Origin of the sequence: Sphingopyxis yananensis, assembly GCF_020687785.1 — a bacterium.
In the GTDB taxonomy this organism is placed as follows: Bacteria; Pseudomonadota; Alphaproteobacteria; order Sphingomonadales; family Sphingomonadaceae; genus Sphingopyxis; species Sphingopyxis yananensis.
The window spans coordinates 334,311-348,639 of sequence record NZ_JAJEWI010000008.1 but is presented as its reverse complement, the minus strand read 5'-3'; the positions used below and the strand labels follow the sequence as shown (position 1 = coordinate 348,639).

Genomic DNA, 14,329 nt, shown 5'->3' with positions numbered 1-14,329 from the left:
GCGGTTCAGGGACCAGACGGGGCTTTGCCCTTTGCCTGCTCGCCAGATCCTCACCCCCCACTTTTTGAAAGCGAAGACCATGTCCGGCTTTGTCAGCTCACCCGCACCGCAAGTCACGCCCGCAGGCAAGATGCTCGCTTGCGGGCCGTTTTGGCCTGATCTCGATATTAATCACTTTCGCGATACCCAGCGGATCGGCGGCACGTTGATCGCTGATCCGCGTGTTGAAATGGCCCTGCAAAATGCGGTGCTGACGGCGGACGGCGACCTTGGTGCATGGCGCGGGGCAGCGGAACGGGCAGGGGCTGTCCGCTTGGCCGATGTGCCATCCGCCATGATCGGCGGGAAGGCGCGCTTGGCGCTACTATGGCGTCAGGCCATCTATGCCTTGGCCACGGCGGAATTGATCGAAACGCACCGCGACGTAACCGCCACCGGCACCGGCCAATCGCGCGGCGATGCCTTGGACGACCGCGCCGAAGACCATCGCCGCACCGCCATCCACGCCATTCGCGCCATCAAGGGCGTAAAGCGCACAGCGGTGGAGCTGATCTGATGGCCGACACTTTCACCGCGACCGCGCTTCAGGGCGAAACTTTGGATGCCTTGTGCTGGCGCGTCTTGGGCCAGACGGAGAATGTCGTCGATCAGGCGCTAGAGCTTAATCGCGGGCTGGCCGATCAAGATATTTTCCTGACCGAGGGGCAGGTGATACTTCTGCCCGTCCAATTGCCCAAGCCCGTGCCCCAACAAAAAATCGTGCAATTGTGGAGCTGATCCGATGCGCAAATTAAACAGCCTGCGCCGCCATTTGGCGGCGGCGCTGCCCGAATTGGCGCGCAACCCCGATGCCCTGCAAATCTATGCGGACAGCGGCACCATCGCGGTGCGCGACGGCGCAAATCTTGGCTTTGAAATGCGCTATAATGCCACGCTGACCTTTCTCGATTGCCAATATGCGCCCGCCCAAATCTTTTTGCCCGTCATCATTTGGCTGCGCGACCATCAACGCGATGTGCTGCAAAACCACCAAAGCGGCACCGAACAAATCCGCTTCAAGGTCGACCCTGTCGATATTCACGCGGTGGACCTAGACCTCAGCTTGCCCCTTACCGAGGCGCTAGACGTGCTGCCCAATGGATCAGGCGGCTATGATATGGATTGGCGCGCCGAACCGCCCGTTTATGGCCTAGAGGATCTGGCCGACCCCGCCGCGCTGCTGCGCCAGCTGTGGGGCCAATGCTATGATCAGCCCCCAGAATTTTGGGCGGGCCATGATGCCCCTGTGCCCGATCCAAACACAGACCAAGGCAATGCATAATGGCCGATCTCGGTACGGGATTTGAGGCGCTAGAGGAATATCTCACCTCCATGCTCTCGGCCTTGGACGGGGCCGAACAGCGCCGCTTGATGGGCGTGATCGCCCAGACCATGCGCCGCAGCACGCAAAAACGCATTGCGGCCCAGAAAAACCCCGATGGGTCCAAATTCGCCAAGCGCAAACCGCCCGCTGATGATCAGCCATCGGCCACGCCGCTGAAATTCCTCTATCCCGCTGGCGGCGTGGGCCGTCCCCGCATTGTCATCATGCGCAGCTGGAAGAAGATGGGGGAGGATAAATTTATTGGTTATGACCGGCGCGCAGGCGGCATTCGCACCTTCATTCGCAAACATATCATCGCCAAGCTAGACCCTGACCCGCGCGACGGCATGGGCCGCGACGGCAAGCTATCGCGCCGCCGCATCCGGCAACAAGCGATGTTCCGCAAAATCCGCACCGCGCGCTACCTCAAGGCAGGGCAGACGGCCAATGAAGCATGGATCGGCTTTGTCGGCATGATTGGCGATATCGCCAGCGTCCACCAATTTGGCCGCAAGGACAGGCCGCACCCGCTTGTCGATGCCGTCGACTATCCCCAGCGCGAATTGCTGGGCCTCACAGAAAAAGACCGCGCCGACTTGATGGACGCGGTGGAAAAGCATTTGATGGGGTGAGTGGAATGAATTTTAATAATTCATGATGACATAAATCAATATTATAAATTAGTATTTATGTAATTATTGTATGTATTCTTACAATAAATTGAGTAATTCAAGATTTATTGAAGCAATAATCGAAAAAATAATTTAAGCATGCCGATTATTTAATGTATTTTACTGCAACCTTTAATGCATATGGGAGTATTTAAGTTGTGGGCTATGAGGCCCTTTACTTGAGAGGATGTATATCATGTCGAATAATGATTCAAAACGCTTTGGCGACAGCCAGTCTGGAAATCGCCCACAGGGCCAATCTGATGAGCGGACTAAAGATCAGGGGCAAGCCTCTGAAAAGCGAACTTCCGGTAAGGAAGAAGAAGCGGAGCGTCTAGCCAAAGAAAAAATGGAAAAAAATAAGTAATATCCAATTTTTTGGTATCTATCTGTAAAATCAAGCCGGACCGTGTTACAAGCGCGGCCCGACTTTTTATTTGGGTAAATCAAAATAAAAATTGACTTTTTTGTATTTTAGTTCATTTTGTCTAAGTAATATATTTTTATTGCACTCTGCAAACGAGAGCAATGTGTGTTCTCCCGCAGGAGGGAGGATATCATGGACCTCAATCAATTATTATATCATCATCAAATTGCCATCATGAATGCGCTAAATGCTGAAAAAGCAGGACGCATTGCGCCAAACTTCGACATGGTGCGATATTACACAAAGCGAATTAATGCTTACCGTGTAGACAAGGGATTATCTCCTGGTTTCGTGAGTTGGGCGTCCCATTCCCCTAATAATACCAAAGCTTGCGGCCAAGAATTTGGTCCGGCGATAGCTATCTCGATGCAGGCAGCGTTTGTAGCAGACTTAATGATTGCTGAAAGTCTGGCCAGTAAAGCGCCAACTAGCTCAATGCTATCATCTACCCCAGCGCCGTTCGTTGGCGATATCATTCAAATGATTTCAGATATGCAAGGCAAGGCTCAAGCGATCACTTTGCTTCTCATGGATCGACTGAACCAAGATGAGGATAAGGTGCTTGTGAACGGCAACGGCCTTCTTACTTCTCAACTGGATGAGTGGGAGAATGAGGGTGGCGCTCAAGCTGTCAAACCTCGGCCCCCTTTGTTGAAAACTTCAATTCCGCCGAAAAGCCACTTAGCAATGACGGTTGAGAGGAATGTCCACGATATCAGAGCGCAGGCTTTGCGGGATAAGATCAACATCCGTAATATAATGGATCCCTCCAATGACGACTAATAAAGAATATCTCGTCAACGAAGCCATTCTTTTTGCTGATGGCTGCGCTCGGCATGATGGTCGAGTTTTTGCCGAAATTCAGAAGAAAAAGGCAATCCGCGATCGGAATGTTGAGGCTACCTATATTTGGGATTCTGCACTTTCCAAGATGGCCTTGATGGATATCCTTCTGCCTCCCTTCTGGGAGGCACCCGGCCCAAAAAAGTCACAGGGAGACATTGCAAAAGTGACGCCATGAACCATCCAGAATGTTTCTAGGGAACATATCTAAGGCTTATCTCCACGGCTGTTTCTGAGCATCGGCATAAGGATGAACCATATGTCACTCCAGTCGTTTTCTAAACGACTGGAGTGACATATGTTTGTACAACTCAATCCCACGATACCAATTTATGTTGTCGATAAAGGTTCTGGATATGCCTTTGCCGTTATCGATTATGGACAAGAACATAACCTCATTTGGGTGACGGCCATTAACGATACCGGCGAAATATGGTGTGCACCTAATCCGAAGGTTCGCATTGCAGATAATTGGACGATGGGTCGAAATCGATCAGCGGATACGACAGTTGAAGAAGCGCGTTAAATTCTTCCTAGATCGCTCGCTGTCCTCACCACTTCCTGCAGTGTGATCAACGTCGCCCGCACATCGCCATAAGCGCCATATAGCATGGCGATATTGTTCAGCGCTTGCTCGCCGGTCATCACCTCTGCGCCTTGCTCATCAAGGCCGCGTTGCAGCTTGGGCAGGGGCGGCGGGGCGATCATCAGGTGCGGCGGAATTTTGGCCATGGGCGTTGGCGGCGATATCGTCGAGGATGCGCAGCCCGTCAGCATCCATGCAGCGGTTGCGGTAAACAGGCCGGTCAATAAATTTGGTGCTTTCACGGACAATCTCCTGATGCGTGGATTGGCGCTGCTGGTCAGCGGCCAATTGATGAAGGGCGATTTGCTCGATGGCGGCGTTTTTGGCTTCGACCTTGTCCTGCGCTTCCTTCAACAGCTTGGCATAGGCGGCATTGGCCTGATCACGGCCCGCATCCTTGCCTTTGTCATAGATTTTGAACGCGCCCAAAATCAGGGCGGCGGCGATCAGCAGGCCGATCTGCCAGCGGCTCATGCCAGCAGCCCCTTAAAATAGGCGCGGCGCGTATAGGTCAGCACCTCTTTGCGCAGGCGGCTTTCGCGGTAGCTCACATGGATCCAGCCGCTGTTCGGCTGGCCTTGGACATAATTTTCCAAGATCAGCTGATCAAAGGGCAGATGATCGCGCATCCAGCGGGCGACCGTCAGATTGTCGACGCCGCTAATTTCAAAATCGGCCGCCTCGCCCTTGGCATGCTGGCTGTTCATGCTGGACCCAACGGCTACGCACAGCTTGGGGCTGCGGAAACCAGACGTGATGCGCACTGGCTTGCCAAAATGCGCTCGCACCGGCTCCAGCACGCGGTGGCACAGCAAAGACATGGCCGCGATCTGGACGGTGCTGGGCACATTGGCAATGTTTTGGCGCTGCGCCGTGTCGGACTTGGTAAATTCGGCCAAGCTAAAATGGGGGGAAAGTTTGCCGGTCATTGGCTCTTGCCCTCCTGATGCTCGCATTTGATCAGGCACAGCGCGGCATGGCCGGAAAAGATGAAACAAATGGCGGCAGCCAAGATGCTGACGACGGCGGCGATGATCATCCAATCATTCATGGCTCAATCCCCATTTTCTTGCGGATAACGGCCTGCAATCCATTCAGCAGGAACCCAAAGCCCAAGCCGCCCAGCGCGATGGACATCAGGATCGCGGCAACAATGGGCACGTCCCAATAAAGAGCGGCGGCAAGGCTGATGGTGGCAAAACAGGGCAGGGCGGCGACTTCCGACCAGATCATCCAGCGCCGCCTGCGTTGCCACAGGCTTAGCTCCATCGGGTCGGTTGGAATGGTGATGGACACATTCCACAGATCACGCGCTAGCCGCGCGCAGACAGCGCAAAGCGCGGCGAAAAGGCAGGCCACCCAAGCGATGGCTGTATCGAGATGCTGGTACATGGCCTCAGCTTTGCGGGCGGCGCGCCAACATCCCAGCCATGCCATTTGTGGTGCTGGCTACCACAAGGGCGCGCGGGTGCGCGGGCGGGGCAGATGGGGCCAGATGCCCCCATGACCGACAGTTTCACCGCCATTGATATCAGCAAGCTGCCATCGCCCGATCTGATCGAGCAGCTGAGCTTCGAAGAGATATTGACCGCCAATATCGCGGCGGTGCGCGCCATCATACCGGACTTTTTCCCGCGCGAAAGCGGCCCCATAACGGCGGTGTTACAAGCCTTTTCCTATCGCGAGCAGCACTTGCGCCAGCGGATCAATGATGCCGCGCGCGCCGTGATGGTGGCCCATGCGATGGGCAGCGATCTGGACAATCTGGCGGCTGTGTTTGGCGTGGCGCGCTTCTTGATCAGCGAAGCGGTGCCCGATCAGGGCATTGCGGCGGTTTGGGAAAGCGACGAAGATTTTCGCCGCCGCATCGTGTTGGCCCCCGAAGGCTATTCGGTGGCGGGACCAGAAGGGGCCTATATCTATCACGCCCTATCGGCGGATGCCCGCGTGCTGGACGCCAGCGCCATTTCGCCTGATCCGGGGGAAGTCTTGGTCACCATCTTGTCACGCGACGGCAATGGCACGGCTGCGCCCGATTTGGTGGCGGCGGTGCTGGCCTATTTGTCGGCCGAGACGCGGCGACCCTTGACCGACTATGTCCGCGTCCAGTCGGCCCAAATCATCACCTATGCCGTGGAGGCGGAACTCACCACCTTCTCTGGTCCTGACAGCGATGTGGTGTTGGCAGAGGCTGCGCGCAGCCTTGCGGATTATATCAGCTCCAGTTTTCGCATGGGCCGCGATATCACCATATCGGGCCTGCACCGCGCCTTGCATGTGGCGGGCGTGCAAAATGTCCGCTTGATCAGCCCTGCCGCCGATCTGGTTATTGACCGGACACAGGCGGCCTATTGCACCGGCACCACCATCCGCCATGTGGGCATTGGTGAATGAACACACTGGCCGACCCCTCTCGCGCGGGCCTGTCGCCTCCTAACGCCCCGCTACTGGAACGGGCGGTGGAGCTGGCGAGCGCGCGCTTGCTCGACATCGAAACGCATTTGCGCAGCCTCTGGTCGCCCAGCGATTGCCCCGAAGGCCATTTGCCATGGCTGGCGTGGCAATTGTCGTTGGATGGCTGGTCCAGCGATTGGCCAGTGGCGATCAAGCGCAATCGCGTGCGCCGCGCCATTCAGATCGCGCGCCGCAAGGGGACGGCGGAAAGTGTGCGCGGCGTGGTCGAAAGCTTTGGCGGCGGCGTCGCCATTCGCGAATGGCACCAGCAAGAACCCCGCGCGGCGCCCTTCACCTTTGATCTGGTGCTGAACCTTTCCGGCGCGGGCGGCTTGCCGGTCACCGCCGCCTTTGTCGATGCGGTGATTGGGGAAGTCCACCGCGCCAAGCCGGTGCGCAGTCATTTCACTTTTACCCAAGGGCTGACGGGCCGCGCCAGCGTGGGCCTTTGCACGCGCGGTCGGCCCGCCATCTATGCCCGACTGAATAGCCGAGGATCCTAATATGGCGGACGTGAACTTCATTTTGACGGCGGCAGGCGCAGCGGCCTTGGTCAACGCCGCCAACACCGGCACCGATCCGGTCATCATCAGCCATTGCGGCGTATCGGCAACGGCGGTGGTCCCCAGCGTGGATGCAACCGTTTTACCCGGCGAGATTAAGCGGATCAGCACTCTGTCTGGCGGCATTGCCGCGCCCGATACCATCCATGTCATTGTGCGGGATGAAAGCAGCGCCAGCTATTCGCTGCGATCTTTGGCGCTGTACACCGATGATGGCACCTTATTTGCCATTTATGGGCAGGCGGGCATCATCATGCAAAAATCAGCGGGCGCGATGTTGCTGCTGACGATTGATGCCAAATTTGTCGATGTTGACGCCAGCCTGATCAGCTTTGGTGACACCAATTTCCTGAACCCACCAGCCACCGAAACCGTGCAAGGCGTGATCGAGATTGCGACCCAGCCAGAGGCGACCAGCGGGGTGGATGATCAGCGCGCCCTGACGCCCAAAAAAGCGCGCTTGGCCTTGATGGCATGGCTGTTGGCGCAAGACGGGGCGGGCAGCGGCTTGGACGCCGATCTGCTGGACGGCCAACATGCCAGCGCCTTTTTGCAAGCATCGCTGTATACGGGCACGCAAATCTTGTCGCGGCTGCTGAGCGCAGACGGGGCGGGCAGCGGTTTGGACGCGGACCTGCTGGATGGGCAACATGCCAGCGATTTTCTGCAAGCCTCGCTATTCACCGGCGCGCAAATGCTGTCGCGGCTTTTGAGCGTCGACGGGGCAGGCAGCGGGCTGGATGCCGATCTGCTCGATGGGCAGGATGGCAGCTATTACGCCAACATCGTAGCACGGTTGGGTTATACCCCGCTAAACAGCACGGCCTACACCGCCGCTGATGTCTTCGCCAAAGTGCTGGGGCTGGACGGCGCGGGCAGCGGCTTGGATGCCGATTTGCTCGACGGCTATCAGGCGACGGCATTCTTGCAAGCCTCGCTGTTCACCGGCGCACAGATCATATCAAAGCTGGGCTATACGCCGCTGAATGCCGCGACCTATACCGCTGCTGATGTGTTGGCTAAACTGTTGAGCGTCGATGGCAGCGGCAGCGGACTGGATGCGGATACTGTCGATGGCGCGCATTTGGCCGAGCTGGTGAAGAAAACGGACTTCACGCATAATTTGGCGGCGGGCGGTTATCAGATTTTGCCCAGCGGCTTGTGCATCCAATGGGTGCGCGGTGCCAGCGGCAACACAGAAACCAGCCAGTTTGTGAACTTTCCACTGACGTTCACACAGGTTTTTGACGCTTTCGTCACTACGTCCATCCCCAGTGCGGCGGGCGGTGCCGACAGTTGGTTTCAGCTGGTCGGTTTGCCAGCCACCAATCGTTGCACCGCTATGCGCGGCTATTCCGGCAATACCGGTGCCGTCGCCTCCACTCCCGTTATTTTCGCTATTGGTACCATTGGATAATATCATGACGTTCTTTTTCAGCGCCTCGACCATCGGATTTTATCACAGCGGCCTGCACAGCCATATGCCGGATGATGCTGTGCCGATCAGCGATGCCGAGCATGAAAACCTGTTCACGCAGCAGATGAATGGCTTTGAAATCTGTGCTGGACCAGATGGCCGCCCCACTGTGCGCACACCGATCATCAACATGGATGAACTGCTCGCATCCATGCGCAGCCGCCGTGACAATCTGCTCAGTCAATCGGATCACACGCAAATGCCCGATTATCCGCTGACCAGCGAACAGCGCACGGCATGGGCCGATTATCGCCAGCAATTGCGCGACCTTCCCGAAACCATCACCGATCCGGCTGACATCATATGGCCGGTCGCCCCTACAGGAGCATAAACTATGTCCGACGTTCAAACCAAGATCGGCAAATATAACCCCGAAACCCGCACCGTGTCCGTCACCTTCACCAGCGGGGCGATTGTCCACCGCCGCCCGCGTGGCCGATGTGGCAAATGGCGTGGCGCATAAAATTGCGTGCGGGGCGATCACGGCTGACCAGTCATAAAGATGATTTGTGGTGCGCCGCGCCACAAATAGCGGCTGTATAAAATAAGCATCCATGGCGGCAATTTGCGGCCATGGAAGAAGATGACGACATGCACGGCCTGATAGGCGACCTGATCCGGCGCGGAACGATCCGCTCGGTGGATTTACTCGCTGGCCTTGCGGTCTTTGAAGCGGGCGAGACTGTGTCACCGCCCTTGCCGTGGATCGAGGCCGCAGCAGGCCTGTTTCGCACATGGACCCCGCCGAGCGTTAACGAACAAGTCGTGTTGATCTGTCCCGAAGGGGATATAGAGGGCGGCTTCATCCTGCGCGGCCTGCCGTCCACCCAATATCCCGCGCCGTCACAGGCACATTCCCACAGCATCCATGGGGCCGATGGCCTGATTATGACCCTGACCGGCGACGGGCTGGTCATCACCGCGCCCGCTGGCGTGGTGGTGGAAGGGGATATGGCGGTCAGCGGCAATGTTTCTGTGACCGGCGACATAAGCGCCACAGGCATGGTGACCGGCGACAGCGATGTTGTGGGTGCGGGCATCAGCCTGAAGGATCATATCCACGGCAACGTCCAGTCCGGCCCCGCCAAGACGGGCGCGCCGGAATGAGCATGAACCAATATACGGGCGAGGCGATCAGCGAAGCCGACGACATCATCCAATCGATTGGCCGCATTTTGTCGACGCGCATCGGCACCCGCGTGCATCGCCGTTCCTTTGGCTCGCGCCTGCCCGAATTGCAGGACACGCCGCTGACGCCGCGCAATGCTATTTTGTGGATTGCCGCCACGGCTGGCGCGCTTCGCCGCTGGGAAGACCGCATCCGCGTAGAGCGTGTGCGCTTGTCCATGCAGGATGGCGCATCAGGCCGCTTAACCCTCTCCATCGACGGGCACCGCACCGACATTCCGGGCAAGCCGCCCATTTCCTTGACCATACCGACCTAAGCGAAAGGCTAAGCATGGCTTATCATCACGGCATTCATATTGTCGAACAGACCAGCGGGGCGCGCCCGCTGACCGATATTTCGACCGCCAGCATCGGCCTTGTCGCTGTGTCGGCCGACGCTGACGCCGCCCTATTCCCGCTCAATAAGCCGGTGCTGCTGACCGATGCCGCTGGCGCGGTTGGCAAGGCGGGGGACAGCGGCAATCTGGCGCAAATCCTGACGGCGATCAGCGATCAAGTGATTGCGCCCGTCACCATCGTGCGCGTCGAAGAAGGCGCGGACGATGACGAAACGGACAGCAATATCATCGGTACCAGTCTGGCCGATGGTTCGCGCACCGGATTGCAGGCGCTGCTGACGGCGGAAACCGTCAATGGCATCAAGCCGCGCATCCTTGGCGTGCCGGGCTATGACAACAAGCTGGTGGCGAATGCGCTGGAGGTTGCCGCGAAAAAGCTGCGCGGCTTTGCCTATGCCAAAAGCATCGGCGCGGGCGTGACCGAGGCATCAACCTATCGCGGTGACTTTAGCGCGCGCGAGCTGATGTTGATTGATGGCGAGGCCAGCGACTTTGCCGGATCGGCCATTGCCCGCGCGCTGGGCCTGCGCGCCAAGCTCGATCAGCAAATCGGCTGGCACAAGACGATCAGCAATGTCGCTATCAATGGGGTGACCGGCATCGACCATCCGCGCAGCTTTTCCACGCTGGCCAATGATGTGACGGATGTCAGCATTTTGAATGACGCCGATGTCACCGCCTTGGTGCGGCTGGACGGTTTTCGTTTCTGGGGCAATCGGACATGCAGCGATGAGCCTTTGTTCGCCTTTGAAAGCGTGGTGCGCACCGGCCAAGTGCTGCAAGATATGATTGCCGATGGCCTGAGATGGGCGATTGATAAGCCGATCACGGCGGGGCTGGTCCGCGATATTGTCGAAAGCATCAACGCCAAATTCCGCAGCCTGAAGGCGCAGGACCGCATCATCGGGGCCGAGGCGTGGTTCGACCCCGCCAGCAACCCTGCCGAGGCGCTGGCCGCTGGCAAGGTGGAGATTGATTGGGATTATACCGCCTGCGCGCCCGCCGAGAATATCAAGGGCAATCAGCGGATCACCGACAAATATTACGCCAATTTGGCGGACAGCCTCTGACGCGGGGGCGCCCCGACCGCTCGCCTTTCTTTGTAATTTATCGGAGTGACCCGCCATGGCTTTGCCGCACAAACTCAAAAATATGAATCTGTATAATGATGGCGTCAGCTATCTGGGCCTTGTGCCTGAAGTGTCGATCCCCAAGCTCGCCCGCAAGATGGAAGGCTATCGCGGTAACTTTGATGCGGAAATTCCCATCGATATGGGCGGCGAGCCGATTGAATTTGAATGGAAGGCGAGCGGCCTGATTGAACAAATCTATGGCCAGTTCGGCATGACCACCATTGACGGTGTGCAGCTGCGCTGGGTCGGTGGCTATCAGGATGATCAGACGGGCCGCTATAAAACGGTCGAGATTGTAGTGCGGGGCCGCCACGGTGAGATCGATCCGGGCAGCGGCAAGCCGGGCGATGACACCGAGGAAAGCGTCAAGACGGTCTGCGTCTATTACAAGCTGACCGTCGATGGCCGCACCTTGATTGAAAAGGATGAGATGAACCTCGTCTTCATCGTCAATGGCGTCGACCGCTTGGCCGAGCAGCGCGCCGCCATCGGCCTGTAATTTCCCCTCTCAACTTTTCTTCAGCCTGTTGAACTGGACAGGCTGACCCCGAGCTTCGCCCCAGCGTGCAATTGAGCGGACGCGCTGGGGCGGGGACTATCTCCGCTCTGAAGGACGAACATCATGACCGAAGTCTCCGCGCCCGCCGCTGCGCAGCCCAAGACGGAAAAGCTGCGTCTTTCGACGCCGATCATTCGCGGCGAACAAGTCATCAATGAACTCACCCTGCGCAAGCCCAAGGCGGGCGAGCTGCGCGGCTTGTCGATGCAGGAATTGATGAACGCGCGCGTGTCCTCGACCCTCGACATTTTGCCGCGCATCACCGTGCCGCCGATCACGCAAGAAGAAGCCGATAATCTGGAAGTCGAAGACGCCGCCAATGCATCGGGCATCATCATCGGTTTTTTTATGACGGCCAGCACGCGCAGCCAGATCGAGCGAGCATTGAACAGATAATCGCGGACATCGCCTTTGTTTTTCATTGGCGCTTGGCCGACCTGCTGGCGATGGAATGGGAAGAACTGCTGATGTGGCGCGGCCTCGCCATTGATCGCTGGAACCAAGTGAACGCGCCGCCTCCCCATAAATAGGTAGTGACAAATGAGCAAAGACCTCCTGCTGCGGGTGATGATTGGCGCGCGCGATCAGCTATCCGGCCCGCTGCGCAATATCGTCGGGCTGGGCCAAAGCGCCTCGCAGCAGCAGGCGGCGCTCAATCGCGAAGCGCGTGACGCCAATCGTGAACTGGCAACCCAGCAACAGCGCATTCGCCGTGCGATGCAAGAAGGCGGCAGGCTTGATGTGCTGGTCGCCCGCGAACGGGAATTGCGGGACCGCGTGGAAGAAACCAACCGCCGCCTGCGTGAACGTGAACGGCTGAACAATATCAATGCCCGCGCCGATGCCATGCAAAGCGCAGGCGCGGATTTGCGCTCATCGGGGACCGGCAATATGCTGGCCGCTGGCGCGATGGCTGCGCCTTTGGTCTATGCCGCCAAATCCGCCATTTCACTAGAAAGCGCCATGGCCGATGTGCGCAAAGTGGTGGATTTTGAAAGCCCCGCTGCTTTCCAGCAAATGTCTGATGATCTGGTCGATCTGTCGATGAAGATCCCCATGTCCGCCGAAGGGCTGGCCCAGATTGTGGCCGAGGCGGGCAGGGCAGGCGTGGCGCGCGCTGATCTGCTGACCTTTGCCGAAGATGCGGCAAAAATGGGCGTGGCTTTTGACACCACCGCAGAGGAAGCGGGCGCGATGATGGCCAAATGGCGCACCGCCTTTGGAATGGGGCAAGAGGATGTGCGCGGCCTGTCGGACAAGATTAACGCGCTGACCAACACCTATGGCGGCAATGTCGCGGGTGTGTCGGGCATTGTGACCCGCATTGGCGCGCTGGGCGGTGTTTCGGGTGTTGCCGCTGATGAAATCGCCGCCATGGGCCAAGTCATGTCTGCGGTGGGCGTGGAAGAGGAAGTCGCGGCGACCGGCATCAAAAACTTCATGTTGGCGATGACCAAGGGCGAAAAGGCAACGAAAGCGCAAAAACAAGCCTTTGCGGAGCTGGGCCTTGATTCCACTAAGGTCGCTGAAGCGATGCACAAAGATGCGGGCGGCGCGATTGACGATATTTTGCGGCGTATCGCCAAGCTGCCTAAAGCCCAGCGGACTGCTCAGTTGACGGCGCTGTTCGGTTCGGAAAGCGTGAGCGCGATCTCTCCCATGCTGAGCAACCTTGAACAGCTGCAAAAGAATTTCGCGCTGATTGGCGATGAAAGCCAATATGCGGGGTCGATGAACAAGGAATTTCTGGCCGCCATCAACAAGACAGAGGGCGCGCTGGGCCTCGCCAAAAATGCCTTTACGGCGGTGAATATTGAACTGGGCAATATGCTCTTGCCCTTGATCACCGAAGGCTCACGGCGCTTTGTGGAAATTGCGGGCAGCGTGCGCAGCTGGATCAAGGAAAACCCCGAACTCTCCAATGGGCTGATGATGATCTATGGCGCGGCCATTGGGCTGGTCGCGGGCATTGGGGCGCTCAAGCTGGGGCTGGGCCTGCTGCTGGGGCCATTTGGCAGCGTGTTCCGATTGGTGATGACCAATGGCCCGATGCTGGTGAGCGCCTTCACCATGATCAAAGGTGCGGCGATGGCGGTGGCGGGGGCGCTCAGTTGGCCCATCATTGCGGGTATCGCGCTGGCGGCTGGCATCGCCTATCTTGCTTATCAAGCCTACACCCATTGGGACAGCATCAGCGCGGCCTTTATGACCGGCGTGGCCAAGGTAAAAAGCCTGCTGTCTGGCTTGCCCGATTGGCTGAAGAACCTTGGCTCCATGGCGATGCAAGGCTTGCTGCTGATGATCAGCCCAACCGCGCTGGCCAGCCGATTGACCGAGGTCGCGAAGCGAGGCGTCACGGCCTTTAAAAATTATTTTGGCATCAAATCACCATCGCGCCTGATGATGGGCATGGGCGGCTATCTGACCGAAGGGCTGGCGCGCGGCATCGATGGCGGCAGCGGATCGCCCGTCGCGGCGGCGCAGCGCATGGCGGCCAATGTTGGCGGGGCCAGCATGGTGCATGGCGGCTTTGCGCCAGCGGGCGGCGGTATGGGCAGGGGAATGGGCAGCGGCGGCCTTGGTCCGGTGACAATCCATGTTCACGGCGCGCCTGGACAAAGCGCGGAAGAGATTGCGCGGCTGGTCGATCTGAAACTGCGCGAGCGTGAAGCGCAGGCCAGCGCAGCGCGCCGTTCGTCGTTCAAGGATGATTGAGGAGACTGGTGG

25 protein-coding genes are annotated in these 14,329 nt (G+C 58.1%); 20 read left to right on the top strand and 5 right to left on the bottom strand.

Annotated features, from left to right (window positions below; translation table 11 throughout):
- Window positions 1-79: 79 nt before the first annotated feature.
- The 8 genes from LKO31_RS09850 to LKO31_RS09815 all read left to right on the top strand — a co-directional run bounded on the left by LKO31_RS09850 (window position 80) and on the right by LKO31_RS09815 (window position 3,830).
- A complete protein-coding gene (locus tag LKO31_RS09850; RefSeq protein WP_227690264.1) occupies window positions 80-556 on the top strand; it encodes a head completion/stabilization protein in 477 nt (158 codons plus the stop codon).
- Window positions 556-777 (top strand): tail protein X, encoded by a 222-nt coding sequence (locus tag LKO31_RS09845; protein WP_227690262.1) that lies wholly within the window; start codon window positions 556-558, stop codon window positions 775-777. Before LKO31_RS09850 ends, LKO31_RS09845 begins: the two co-directional genes overlap by 1 nt.
- 4 nt (window positions 778-781) lie before the next feature.
- Complete coding sequence (locus tag LKO31_RS09840) at window positions 782-1,321, top strand: phage tail protein (RefSeq protein ID WP_227690260.1); 540 nt, start codon at window positions 782-784, stop codon at window positions 1,319-1,321.
- Complete coding sequence (locus tag LKO31_RS09835) at window positions 1,321-1,995, top strand: phage virion morphogenesis protein (protein ID WP_227690257.1); 675 nt, start codon at window positions 1,321-1,323, stop codon at window positions 1,993-1,995. The genes LKO31_RS09840 and LKO31_RS09835 overlap by 1 nt, the downstream gene beginning before the upstream one ends.
- A 235-nt stretch (window positions 1,996-2,230) precedes the next feature.
- A complete protein-coding gene (locus tag LKO31_RS09830; RefSeq protein ID WP_227690256.1) occupies window positions 2,231-2,401 on the top strand; it encodes a hypothetical protein in 171 nt (56 codons plus the stop codon).
- A 192-nt stretch (window positions 2,402-2,593) separates the two neighbouring features.
- Window positions 2,594-3,244 (top strand): hypothetical protein, encoded by a 651-nt coding sequence (locus LKO31_RS09825; protein WP_227690255.1) that lies wholly within the window; start codon window positions 2,594-2,596, stop codon window positions 3,242-3,244.
- Entirely contained in the window at window positions 3,234-3,482 is a 249-nt protein-coding gene (locus LKO31_RS09820; RefSeq protein WP_227690254.1) for a hypothetical protein, read from the top strand. The genes LKO31_RS09825 and LKO31_RS09820 overlap by 11 nt, the downstream gene beginning before the upstream one ends.
- A gap of 120 nt (window positions 3,483-3,602) precedes the next feature.
- Entirely contained in the window at window positions 3,603-3,830 is a 228-nt protein-coding gene (locus tag LKO31_RS09815; protein ID WP_227690253.1) for a hypothetical protein, read from the top strand.
- On the opposite strand, the gene LKO31_RS14995 is transcribed toward LKO31_RS09815, so the two are convergent.
- The 5 genes from LKO31_RS14995 to LKO31_RS09800 are packed head-to-tail and all read right to left on the bottom strand — an operon-like array spanning window position 3,827 to window position 5,282.
- A complete protein-coding gene (locus LKO31_RS14995) occupies window positions 3,827-3,949 on the bottom strand; it encodes a hypothetical protein (protein WP_265104610.1) in 123 nt (40 codons plus the stop codon). The two genes, LKO31_RS09815 and LKO31_RS14995, sit on opposite strands and share 4 nt — an antisense overlap.
- A 19-nt stretch (window positions 3,950-3,968) precedes the next feature.
- A complete protein-coding gene (locus LKO31_RS09810; protein ID WP_227690252.1) occupies window positions 3,969-4,364 on the bottom strand; it encodes a hypothetical protein in 396 nt (131 codons plus the stop codon).
- Window positions 4,361-4,819 carry a D-Ala-D-Ala carboxypeptidase family metallohydrolase gene (locus LKO31_RS09805; protein ID WP_227690250.1) on the bottom strand — a complete coding sequence of 153 codons (459 nt, stop codon included), beginning with the start codon at window positions 4,817-4,819 and terminating at the stop codon, window positions 4,361-4,363. Before LKO31_RS09805 ends, LKO31_RS09810 begins: the two co-directional genes overlap by 4 nt.
- Complete coding sequence (locus LKO31_RS14990; protein WP_265104609.1) at window positions 4,816-4,941, bottom strand: hypothetical protein; 126 nt, start codon at window positions 4,939-4,941, stop codon at window positions 4,816-4,818. The genes LKO31_RS09805 and LKO31_RS14990 overlap by 4 nt, the downstream gene beginning before the upstream one ends.
- Complete coding sequence (locus tag LKO31_RS09800; protein WP_227690248.1) at window positions 4,938-5,282, bottom strand: hypothetical protein; 345 nt, start codon at window positions 5,280-5,282, stop codon at window positions 4,938-4,940. Before LKO31_RS09800 ends, LKO31_RS14990 begins: the two co-directional genes overlap by 4 nt.
- Before the next feature lie 111 nt (window positions 5,283-5,393).
- Between LKO31_RS09800 and LKO31_RS09795 the strand changes: the two genes are divergently transcribed.
- From LKO31_RS09795 to LKO31_RS09745, 12 genes are all read left to right on the top strand, one after another.
- Complete coding sequence (locus tag LKO31_RS09795; RefSeq protein WP_227690606.1) at window positions 5,394-6,284, top strand: baseplate assembly protein; 891 nt, start codon at window positions 5,394-5,396, stop codon at window positions 6,282-6,284.
- Window positions 6,281-6,847: a phage tail protein I gene (locus LKO31_RS09790; RefSeq protein WP_227690246.1), complete on the top strand. Its 567-nt coding sequence runs from the start codon at window positions 6,281-6,283 to the stop codon at window positions 6,845-6,847. The genes LKO31_RS09795 and LKO31_RS09790 overlap by 4 nt, the downstream gene beginning before the upstream one ends.
- A 1-nt stretch (window position 6,848) precedes the next feature.
- Complete coding sequence (locus LKO31_RS09785; RefSeq protein WP_227690244.1) at window positions 6,849-8,324, top strand: gp53-like domain-containing protein; 1,476 nt, start codon at window positions 6,849-6,851, stop codon at window positions 8,322-8,324.
- Between the two features lie 4 nt (window positions 8,325-8,328).
- Entirely contained in the window at window positions 8,329-8,715 is a 387-nt protein-coding gene (locus tag LKO31_RS09780) for a tail fiber assembly protein (RefSeq protein ID WP_227690242.1), read from the top strand.
- 3 nt (window positions 8,716-8,718) lie between these two features.
- Complete coding sequence (locus tag LKO31_RS14985; protein ID WP_265104608.1) at window positions 8,719-8,847, top strand: hypothetical protein; 129 nt, start codon at window positions 8,719-8,721, stop codon at window positions 8,845-8,847.
- Window positions 8,848-8,975: 128 nt separating this feature from the next.
- Window positions 8,976-9,491, top strand: coding sequence for a phage baseplate assembly protein V (locus LKO31_RS09775; RefSeq protein ID WP_227690239.1), 516 nt, complete (start codon window positions 8,976-8,978; stop codon window positions 9,489-9,491).
- Entirely contained in the window at window positions 9,488-9,829 is a 342-nt protein-coding gene (locus LKO31_RS09770; protein WP_227690237.1) for a GPW/gp25 family protein, read from the top strand. Before LKO31_RS09775 ends, LKO31_RS09770 begins: the two co-directional genes overlap by 4 nt.
- A gap of 14 nt (window positions 9,830-9,843) precedes the next feature.
- Window positions 9,844-10,980 carry a phage tail sheath C-terminal domain-containing protein gene (locus tag LKO31_RS09765; protein WP_227690235.1) on the top strand — a complete coding sequence of 379 codons (1,137 nt, stop codon included), beginning with the start codon at window positions 9,844-9,846 and terminating at the stop codon, window positions 10,978-10,980.
- A gap of 55 nt (window positions 10,981-11,035) precedes the next feature.
- Window positions 11,036-11,542: a phage major tail tube protein gene (locus LKO31_RS09760; protein ID WP_227690233.1), complete on the top strand. Its 507-nt coding sequence runs from the start codon at window positions 11,036-11,038 to the stop codon at window positions 11,540-11,542.
- Window positions 11,543-11,665: 123 nt separating this feature from the next.
- Window positions 11,666-11,998 (top strand): phage tail assembly protein, encoded by a 333-nt coding sequence (locus tag LKO31_RS09755; RefSeq protein WP_227690231.1) that lies wholly within the window; start codon window positions 11,666-11,668, stop codon window positions 11,996-11,998.
- Complete coding sequence (locus tag LKO31_RS15095) at window positions 11,926-12,132, top strand: GpE family phage tail protein (RefSeq protein WP_320443495.1); 207 nt, start codon at window positions 11,926-11,928, stop codon at window positions 12,130-12,132. The genes LKO31_RS09755 and LKO31_RS15095 overlap by 73 nt, the downstream gene beginning before the upstream one ends.
- 10 nt (window positions 12,133-12,142) lie before the next feature.
- Entirely contained in the window at window positions 12,143-14,317 is a 2,175-nt protein-coding gene (locus tag LKO31_RS09745; RefSeq protein WP_227690229.1) for a phage tail tape measure protein, read from the top strand.
- The last annotated feature ends 12 nt before the right edge of the window (window positions 14,318-14,329 follow it).

Excerpts from the sequence above, each read along its gene's own strand:
- LKO31_RS14990 (WP_265104609.1), bottom strand. The coding sequence starts at position 4,941 with ATGAATGATTGGATGATCATCGCCGCCGTCGTCAGCATCTTGGCTGCC.
- LKO31_RS09830 (WP_227690256.1), top strand. The coding sequence starts at position 2,231 with ATGTCGAATAATGATTCAAAACGCTTTGGCGACAGCCAGTCTGGAAAT.
- LKO31_RS09790 (WP_227690246.1), top strand. The coding sequence starts at position 6,281 with ATGAACACACTGGCCGACCCCTCTCGCGCGGGCCTGTCGCCTCCTAAC.
- LKO31_RS09840 (WP_227690260.1), top strand. The coding sequence starts at position 782 with ATGCGCAAATTAAACAGCCTGCGCCGCCATTTGGCGGCGGCGCTGCCC.
- LKO31_RS09755 (WP_227690231.1), top strand. The coding sequence starts at position 11,666 with ATGACCGAAGTCTCCGCGCCCGCCGCTGCGCAGCCCAAGACGGAAAAG.
- LKO31_RS09765 (WP_227690235.1), top strand. The coding sequence starts at position 9,844 with ATGGCTTATCATCACGGCATTCATATTGTCGAACAGACCAGCGGGGCG.
- LKO31_RS09770 (WP_227690237.1), top strand. The coding sequence starts at position 9,488 with ATGAGCATGAACCAATATACGGGCGAGGCGATCAGCGAAGCCGACGAC.
- LKO31_RS09795 (WP_227690606.1), top strand. The coding sequence starts at position 5,394 with ATGACCGACAGTTTCACCGCCATTGATATCAGCAAGCTGCCATCGCCC.
- LKO31_RS14995 (WP_265104610.1), bottom strand. The coding sequence starts at position 3,949 with ATGACCGGCGAGCAAGCGCTGAACAATATCGCCATGCTATATGGCGCT.
- LKO31_RS09775 (WP_227690239.1), top strand. The coding sequence starts at position 8,976 with ATGCACGGCCTGATAGGCGACCTGATCCGGCGCGGAACGATCCGCTCG.
- LKO31_RS14985 (WP_265104608.1), top strand. The coding sequence starts at position 8,719 with ATGTCCGACGTTCAAACCAAGATCGGCAAATATAACCCCGAAACCCGC.
- LKO31_RS09810 (WP_227690252.1), bottom strand. The coding sequence starts at position 4,364 with ATGAGCCGCTGGCAGATCGGCCTGCTGATCGCCGCCGCCCTGATTTTG.
- LKO31_RS09785 (WP_227690244.1), top strand. The coding sequence starts at position 6,849 with ATGGCGGACGTGAACTTCATTTTGACGGCGGCAGGCGCAGCGGCCTTG.
- LKO31_RS09805 (WP_227690250.1), bottom strand. The coding sequence starts at position 4,819 with ATGACCGGCAAACTTTCCCCCCATTTTAGCTTGGCCGAATTTACCAAG.
- LKO31_RS09780 (WP_227690242.1), top strand. The coding sequence starts at position 8,329 with ATGACGTTCTTTTTCAGCGCCTCGACCATCGGATTTTATCACAGCGGC.
- LKO31_RS09760 (WP_227690233.1), top strand. The coding sequence starts at position 11,036 with ATGGCTTTGCCGCACAAACTCAAAAATATGAATCTGTATAATGATGGC.
- LKO31_RS09815 (WP_227690253.1), top strand. The coding sequence starts at position 3,603 with ATGTTTGTACAACTCAATCCCACGATACCAATTTATGTTGTCGATAAA.
- LKO31_RS09850 (WP_227690264.1), top strand. The coding sequence starts at position 80 with ATGTCCGGCTTTGTCAGCTCACCCGCACCGCAAGTCACGCCCGCAGGC.
- LKO31_RS09800 (WP_227690248.1), bottom strand. The coding sequence starts at position 5,282 with ATGTACCAGCATCTCGATACAGCCATCGCTTGGGTGGCCTGCCTTTTC.
- LKO31_RS09835 (WP_227690257.1), top strand. The coding sequence starts at position 1,321 with ATGGCCGATCTCGGTACGGGATTTGAGGCGCTAGAGGAATATCTCACC.
- LKO31_RS09745 (WP_227690229.1), top strand. The coding sequence starts at position 12,143 with ATGAGCAAAGACCTCCTGCTGCGGGTGATGATTGGCGCGCGCGATCAG.
- LKO31_RS09820 (WP_227690254.1), top strand. The coding sequence starts at position 3,234 with ATGACGACTAATAAAGAATATCTCGTCAACGAAGCCATTCTTTTTGCT.
- LKO31_RS09825 (WP_227690255.1), top strand. The coding sequence starts at position 2,594 with ATGGACCTCAATCAATTATTATATCATCATCAAATTGCCATCATGAAT.
- LKO31_RS09845 (WP_227690262.1), top strand. The coding sequence starts at position 556 with ATGGCCGACACTTTCACCGCGACCGCGCTTCAGGGCGAAACTTTGGAT.